We start from the raw sequence: 6,396 nt of genomic DNA, 5'->3' as shown, positions 1-6,396 counted from the left end.
ACCCTTCCCCGATGATGAAGGAGACACCCCCCATGCCCACGCCCGGCAAGGCCGTCCGCATCTCCGCACTCGGCATCGCACCCGTCACGCTCGGCTTCGCCCTCACCGCGCTGGCCGCGGGCCCGGCCGCCGCGCACGGCTCCATGACGGATCCGGTCAGCCGCGTCTCCGCCTGTTTCGCCGAGGGCCCGGAGCATCCGCGCTCGGCGGCCTGCAAGGCGATGGTCGCGGCCGGCGGCACCCAGCCGCTCTACGACTGGAACGAGGTCAACATCGGCACCGCCGCCGGCCGCCACCGCCAGATCATCCCGGACGGCAAGCTGTGCAGCGCCGGACGCGACAAGTACAAGGGGCTGGACGCGGCCCGCGCCGACTGGCCGGGGACGAAGCTCGTCCCGGGCAAACACACCTTCAAGTACCGGGCGACCGCCGCGCACCGCGGCACGTTCGAGCTGTACGTCACCAAGGACGGATACGACCCGCGGAAGCCCCTGAAGTGGTCGGACCTGGAGGCGAAGCCGTTCGCCAAGGTCACGAACCCGACGCTGAAGGACGGGACCTACTTCTTCGAAGGAACAATCCCGAAGAAGTCCGGCCGCCACCTGATCTACAGCATCTGGCAGCGCTCGGACAGCCCCGAGGCGTTCTACACCTGCTCCGACGTGGACTTCGGCGGGAAGGCGCCGGCTGCGAAGGCCGCTGCCGCCGCCGCGGCACCGGAGGCGTCCGCCCCGAGCGACGCGCAGATCACCGAGGACGCCGCCAAGTCGACCGTCGACCACGGCGGTCACGGCGGTGACGGCCCGGGCGAGGCGGGCCACGGCGGGAGCGGGCACGCCGAGAACGCGCACGCCATGGGCGGGCACGAGCCGCAGACGGCTGCGGCGAAGGGCGCCGACGCGCCCTCCGGCCCCTCCGCCCAGGGCGGCCGCCTGGCCGAGACGGGCGGCGACAGCCGCACGGCGATGCTGGCCGTCGCGGGCGCCGGGACCCTGGCCGCCGGTTCCGCGGCCCTCTTCCTGGCCGCACGCCGGCGCGCCGCCCGGAACCGGGCCTAGCCGGCCGCCGCCTTCCCCCGGGCCCGCTCCTGCCAGTAGTGCTCGATCTCCTCCAGGGAGCGTCCCGCCGTCTCCGGGACGCTCCGGGCCACGTACCACGCGGCCGCTGCGGACAGCACCGCGAAGACCGCGAACACGGAGCTGCCGATCGCCCCGAGCACGTCGGGGAAGGCCAGGGAGAAGACGAAGTTGAGCAGGTACTGGGCGAACGTCACCACCCCCATGCCGGCCGCCCGCGCCCGCAGCGGCAGCACCTCGGGACAGTACAGCCAGAACACGGGCCCGAGGCCGAACCCGAAGGCCAGGGTGTACGCGAACACGCACGCAACGGCGAGCGGGCCCGTGTCCGGGAAGAGGGCCAGCAGCACCATCGGGGGCGCCTGCGCGGCCAGGGAGGCGGTCAGCAGCCGTACCCTGCCGAGGCGTTCGATGAACGGCAGGGAGAGGGTAGTGGAGAGCACGAGCGCCGTGCCGACACAGTAGTTGGCCACCGTGCCGGCGCCGTCGCTGCCGCCGCCGGCCACGTGGGAGAAGATGACCGGCGCGTAGTACACCACCGCGTTGATCCCCGTGAAGACCTGGAAGAAGGTCAGCACCAGGGTGATGCGCAGCGCCGGACGGTACTCGCCCAGCAGATCGCGCAGGCCCGCATGCTGCCCCGCCAGGCCCGCCCGGATCCCGGCGACCTCCTCGTCCGCGATTCGCGGGCCGGCACGCAGCCTGCGCAGCACCCGGCGGGCCTCGTCCTCCCGGCCGCGCAGCATCAGCCAGCGCGGACCGGGCGGGGCGGCGGCCATCCCGGCGAGGAAGACCACCGCCGGGAGGGCTCCCAGCCCCAGCATCCACTCCCACGCGGAGGCCGCCGACAACGCGTGATCCGTCGCGTAGGCGAGCAGGATGCCGATGTTGACGGAGAGCTGGTACAGGGCGGTGATCCGGCCCCTCAGCTGCCTCGGCGCGAGCTCGCTCAGGTAGATCAGCCCGAACATGTTCGCCAGGCCGACCGCGAAGCCCAGGACGAACCGGGAAACCATCAGGACGGCCACATTCGGGGCGGTGCCGCAGCCGACCGAGCCGGCCACGAAGATCGCACCGGCCAGGATCAGCAGGTGCCGCCGGTCCCAGCGCCGCGCGGCCGGCGAACCGCCCACGATAGCGGGCAGCGCCCCGAGCAGCATCAGGCTGGTGACCAGGCCTTGCCCGGTGGAGTCCAGCCCGAACCTGTCGGTGAGGGGCCCGAGCGCCCCCGAGATCGCCCCGGCGTCGTAGCCGTACAGGATGCCCGACAGGCCGCCGAGCGCGGCCACGAAGTGCACCAGGCGCGGCACTTTCTCCCGCGGCCGGACAGTGGCGGCACGGGATCCGAGCTGTGCGTCGGTCATCGCCCCTCCAGCATCGGTGAGGATGCCGGGGCAGTCTGCCACCCGTGCGGCCTGCCGCGGCAGGCCGCAAACGGGCCTGTGCGGGCCTAGTGGCTCCGGGTGTTCAGAAAGCCGACGATGACGGCGCCCCACCAGCAGATCTGGGAGACGAGGGCGGTGGCTCCGCCCCAGGCCAGGATGCCCGTGGAGGGCGAGGCGGAGGCCTGCTCGGCCATGCGCCGGTTGAGGAGGCCCGCCTGCAGGCCGTTGAGGCTGAGGACGAGGACCATCACCAGCTTGGTGGCGGTCAGGGTGGCCGAGGGGTTGGGGTGGAGCAGTATGCCGCTGGCGACGAGGCCCACGAGACCGGCCCAGATGGGCGTGTGCAGGCGGCCTGCGCTGCCGAGGGCCTCACGGAGAGTGCAGCGGCCGGTCATCCACAGGAGCCCGTAGTAGTCGGCGACCAGCACGGCACCGAAGCCGAGCACAAGGCTGGCGAGGTGGACGAAGAGCGCGGCGGTGTGGAGCGTCGCGTCGGCCTGCAGGTGCACGGAGATCCACACGGAGACGGCCCAGGCCGCGCAGATCGCGACGCCGGCACCGGCGACCGTCCACCACGAGTCGTACAGGGCCAGCGGCTTTGCGTGCCGGGCGCCCGGGGAGGGGGCGGCGACGCGGACGGGGCCGCGTGGACGGATGACGGACAGGGGCGGTTCGGAGGGCAGAGCGGACACGCGATTCTCCAGACGCAGACCCTTACGGAGGTAAGGCTGACTCATTACTCGGCATGGCAAATTTTTCTCGGGGAAACCGGCTTAAGTGCGGGATAAGCCTGAACACTCCCACGGGGAAATGGCAAGCTCTGCAGGTCACGGGGGTATTCGCGCTCCTTTTCGCTGCGGGCGGCCGGTAATTGATCAGTATCGGCGGGCCGGCTGACGCTGCGCGCGGGTGCGCTCGCTCCCTGTCACCCTTGCGGCCCGGCGGTGTGAGGCCGCCCATGAGGCCTGGATCACTTACTAAGGAACTTAGTGGACGGATAGCTGAAATCAGGGGGCTGAGCGGCCGCGACCGGCCTTTTCCATGAATGCGGGTAGTAGGTCACAGGCCTTGTCAGGGGTTTTCGCCGCCGCTAACAATTACGGGGTCGCTGGGCGCCGTCGACCGAGGAACGGCGCTTCGTTATTGCGCCGATTCAGGGCCGGGCGACATCCGCGATTGGGAAGGTTCAGCTCAGTTATGCGCTCCACCATCTCCGGCTATACCCGTCTTCCGAAGATTCACAAGTTCTCCGTTGCCGGCATTGCCGCGACCGGTGCCGCTGTGGTTGCGGTGGCTGTCGCTCCGCACGCTTTTGCCGCCGACACCGCTTCGGCTTCCGCCGTGAAGCCGGTGGCGTGGAGCGCTGAGGCTTTCGGTGAGACGCAGCAGGACGCGCTGGAGCAGCAGAGTGCCGCCGCTGTCACGGCCGCCAAGGCCGATGCCGGTGCCGTCGTGGTGAAGGCGAAGGCTGAGCAGGAGCGTGCGGAGAAGCAGGCCGCCAACCGTTCCACCGAGCGCAAGGCTCTGGAGGCCAAGCCTGCTGCCCCCGCCAAGCCCGCCGCCCCGGCCAAGCCGGCTGCCCCGGCGAAGAAGGCCTACGCGGACAATCTGGACGGCTGGATCCAGGAGTCCCTGGACATCCTGCGTGCCAAGGGCATCCCGGCCTCCTACGACGGCATCAAGCGCAACATCATGCGTGAGTCGACGGGCAACCCGCGTGCGATCAACGACTGGGACGTCAACGCCGTCAATGGTGTGCCGTCGAAGGGTCTGCTGCAGATCATCGACCCGACGTTCAAGGCGTATCACGTCGAGGGCACGTCCTGGGACATCTACGACCCGGTCGCCAACATCACCGCGTCCTGCAACTACGCCGCCGACAAGTACGGCTCGATGGACAACGTGAACTCCGCGTACTGATCCGCAGCACCCGCGGCAGGCGACCAGAACCACCGTGAGGGCGGTGGCACCCCGGAACCCGGGGTGCCACCGCCCTCACTCCGTTCTCCCGGGCCTCAGCCGAGGGCGCTGAGCAGATCCTTCTCCCGCCGGGCGCTCAGCCCCGCGCGCCGCTCCCGGTCCAGGCCCTGCTCGCGCTCCCACCGCAGGGTGTCGGCGATCAGGGCCGCCCGGGGGCGGTGGCGCAGCCCGGCCGCGCGGGCCGCGGCGCCGCTCCGGGCCGACCAGCCCTCCCAGCCGGGTTCGGCCACCCACATCGGCAGTGACTCCGGGCCCATGTACTGGGCCACGCCCTGCGCGATCAGCCACGCGGGGTCGGCGCCGGTCACCGGGCCCGTGTGCCCGCCGGCGGTGCGGGCCAGCCCGACCCAGTCCCCGAAGGGCACGACGGGGCCGACGGCGTCGTAGGTGCCGGTGGTCCCGGCCTCCGCGGAGTCGAGCAGCCAGGCGGCGAGGTCCCTCACGTCGACCACCTGGGTCGGCAGGTCCGGCGTCGCCGGGACCAGCATGAGCCCGTGCGGATCCCGTGCCGCGCGGGCGACCCAGTAGCCGGAGCGGCCGCTGTGGTCGCCGGGGCCGCCGATCAGGCCGGCCCGCGCGATGAGGAGGCGGTCGCCGACCGCGGCCGCCGACGCCTGCTCGCAGGCGACCTTCGCCTCCCCGTACAGCTCGCGGCCGGCGTCGCTCCGGACGGTGGGGGACAGGAGGGCCGCGGACTCGTCCGCGCCCGGCGCGGCGTGGGAGGCGTAGGCGCTGACGGACGAGACGTACGTCCAGTGCCGGGCCCTGCCGCCCAGGGCGCCGAGCGCCCCGCGGACGAAGCCGGGCTGCCACGACACCTCGACGACGGCGTCCCACTCCCGGTCGAGCAGCGGCCCGTAGGCCGTTGCGTCGCGCCGGTCGGCGGCCACCAGGACCGCTCCTTCCGCCACCTCGCCGCTCTCGCCGCGGGCGAGGCACGTCACCCGGTGGCCGCGCCCGACGGCCTGCCGCGACACCTCGCGGCCCAGCCACGCCGTTCCGCCCAGAATCAGGATCTCCATCCCGACAGCCAAGCATCGAACACGTCATCTGCGAATGCGGGTCTGCTGAGGGCAGAGCCACTCTCCGGGATGACCAAAGCGGGGTGGCCAGTGGGCGGACTGCACATCTTCAGATGAACTCTGCCCTGATGAGGCGTATCCCGCCGCGAGCCCTGGGCATCTTGCACCTTGTCTCCGACGGAAGGAGCCGTTGTGACCGTCTCCGCCACCGACCGCAACGCTCCTGATCACGGCGACCCCGGCCACGGCAGGCTCGGCCACGGCAAGCCGGGCCCCCGCGCGGCCGGGGCCGGCCTGCCCCGTACGGCCAACCTGCTCCACCACCGCTACAGCCGCACGCTCCGCGAGCGCGCCGAGGTCTACGACGCCCGGACGACCACCTGGGCCAAGGCCGCACCGGGCTACTACGCACGGCTGCTGGGCGGCCTCTATCTCATGGAGTCCGCCTCGGTACTCCTCGCCCCACTGCCCGCTGCAGTGCTCCGGCGCCTCGCCCGTTCGGCCGAAGCGCCGGACACCGTGGCCGGTCTGCTGCTCGGCCGCCTCGCCCGCCGGCGGGCCCTGCGGCAGCTCCGCACCGACGCGGCGGCGATCGTCGCCGTCCACGCGGTGGCCTTCGCCGCCTACGGCGAGCACGCCTGGATGCCGGTCGCCGCCCTCGCCGGACGGGCGCTCGTGGTGTCGCTGCAGGACAACGCCTACCACTACGCCACACCGCTGGACGCCCCGCTCCAGGCGATGAACCTGCGGCTGCCGCGCCCGCTGGAAGCCTTCGCCCTCGGCTTCAACCTGCACGGCGTGCACCACCGCCACCCCGGGCTGCCGTGGTCCGCGCTGCGCGCCCGCTTCGCCCGGGAAGGCGGCCGCTACGACCTCGGCTGGACGCCGGCCGTGGCGCGTCAGCTGCGCGGCCCGGTCGGGGCGGGCCGATGA

At 72.3% G+C, this 6,396-nt stretch carries 6 protein-coding genes; 3 read left to right on the top strand and 3 right to left on the bottom strand.

Annotation, left to right across the window (positions count from 1 at the left end; all coding sequences use genetic code 11):
• A partial coding sequence (locus B7P34_RS10495) for a lytic polysaccharide monooxygenase auxiliary activity family 9 protein (RefSeq protein ID WP_353620241.1) occupies positions 1–1,058 on the top strand: 1,058 nt, incomplete at its 5' end.
• Here the strand turns inward: B7P34_RS10495 and B7P34_RS10490 are convergent.
• Together B7P34_RS10490 and B7P34_RS10485 are read right to left on the bottom strand one after the other, a co-directional pair.
• Positions 1,055–2,440, bottom strand: a complete 1,386-nt coding sequence (locus B7P34_RS10490; protein WP_106675567.1) for a sugar porter family MFS transporter — start codon at positions 2,438–2,440, stop codon at positions 1,055–1,057. The genes B7P34_RS10495 and B7P34_RS10490 overlap by 4 nt on opposite strands.
• 86 nt (positions 2,441–2,526) lie before the next feature.
• Complete coding sequence (locus B7P34_RS10485; RefSeq protein WP_223267711.1) at positions 2,527–3,153, bottom strand: hypothetical protein; 627 nt, start codon at positions 3,151–3,153, stop codon at positions 2,527–2,529.
• Positions 3,154–3,658: 505 nt separating this feature from the next.
• Here B7P34_RS10485 and B7P34_RS39330 point away from each other — a divergent pair.
• The gene (locus B7P34_RS39330; protein WP_106675566.1) at positions 3,659–4,381 is read left to right on the top strand and encodes a transglycosylase SLT domain-containing protein; all 723 of its coding nucleotides are present in this window, start codon (positions 3,659–3,661) and stop codon (positions 4,379–4,381) included.
• 95 nt (positions 4,382–4,476) lie between these two features.
• On the opposite strand, the gene B7P34_RS10475 is transcribed toward B7P34_RS39330, so the two are convergent.
• On the bottom strand, positions 4,477–5,463 hold the full coding sequence (locus B7P34_RS10475; RefSeq protein WP_106675565.1) for an oxidoreductase: 987 nt from the start codon (positions 5,461–5,463) through the stop codon (positions 4,477–4,479).
• Between the two features lie 192 nt (positions 5,464–5,655).
• On the opposite strand from B7P34_RS10475, the gene B7P34_RS10470 reads away from it, so the two are divergent.
• On the top strand, positions 5,656–6,396 hold the full coding sequence (locus B7P34_RS10470) for a fatty acid desaturase (RefSeq protein WP_223267710.1): 741 nt from the start codon (positions 5,656–5,658) through the stop codon (positions 6,394–6,396).

It is taken from the genome of Streptosporangium nondiastaticum (assembly GCF_003011965.1).
GTDB lineage: Bacteria > Actinomycetota > Actinomycetes > Streptomycetales > Streptomycetaceae > Streptomyces > Streptomyces nondiastaticus.
Note: the sequence above shows the minus strand (reverse complement) of the source record. Positions and strands in the feature narration are given on the sequence as shown.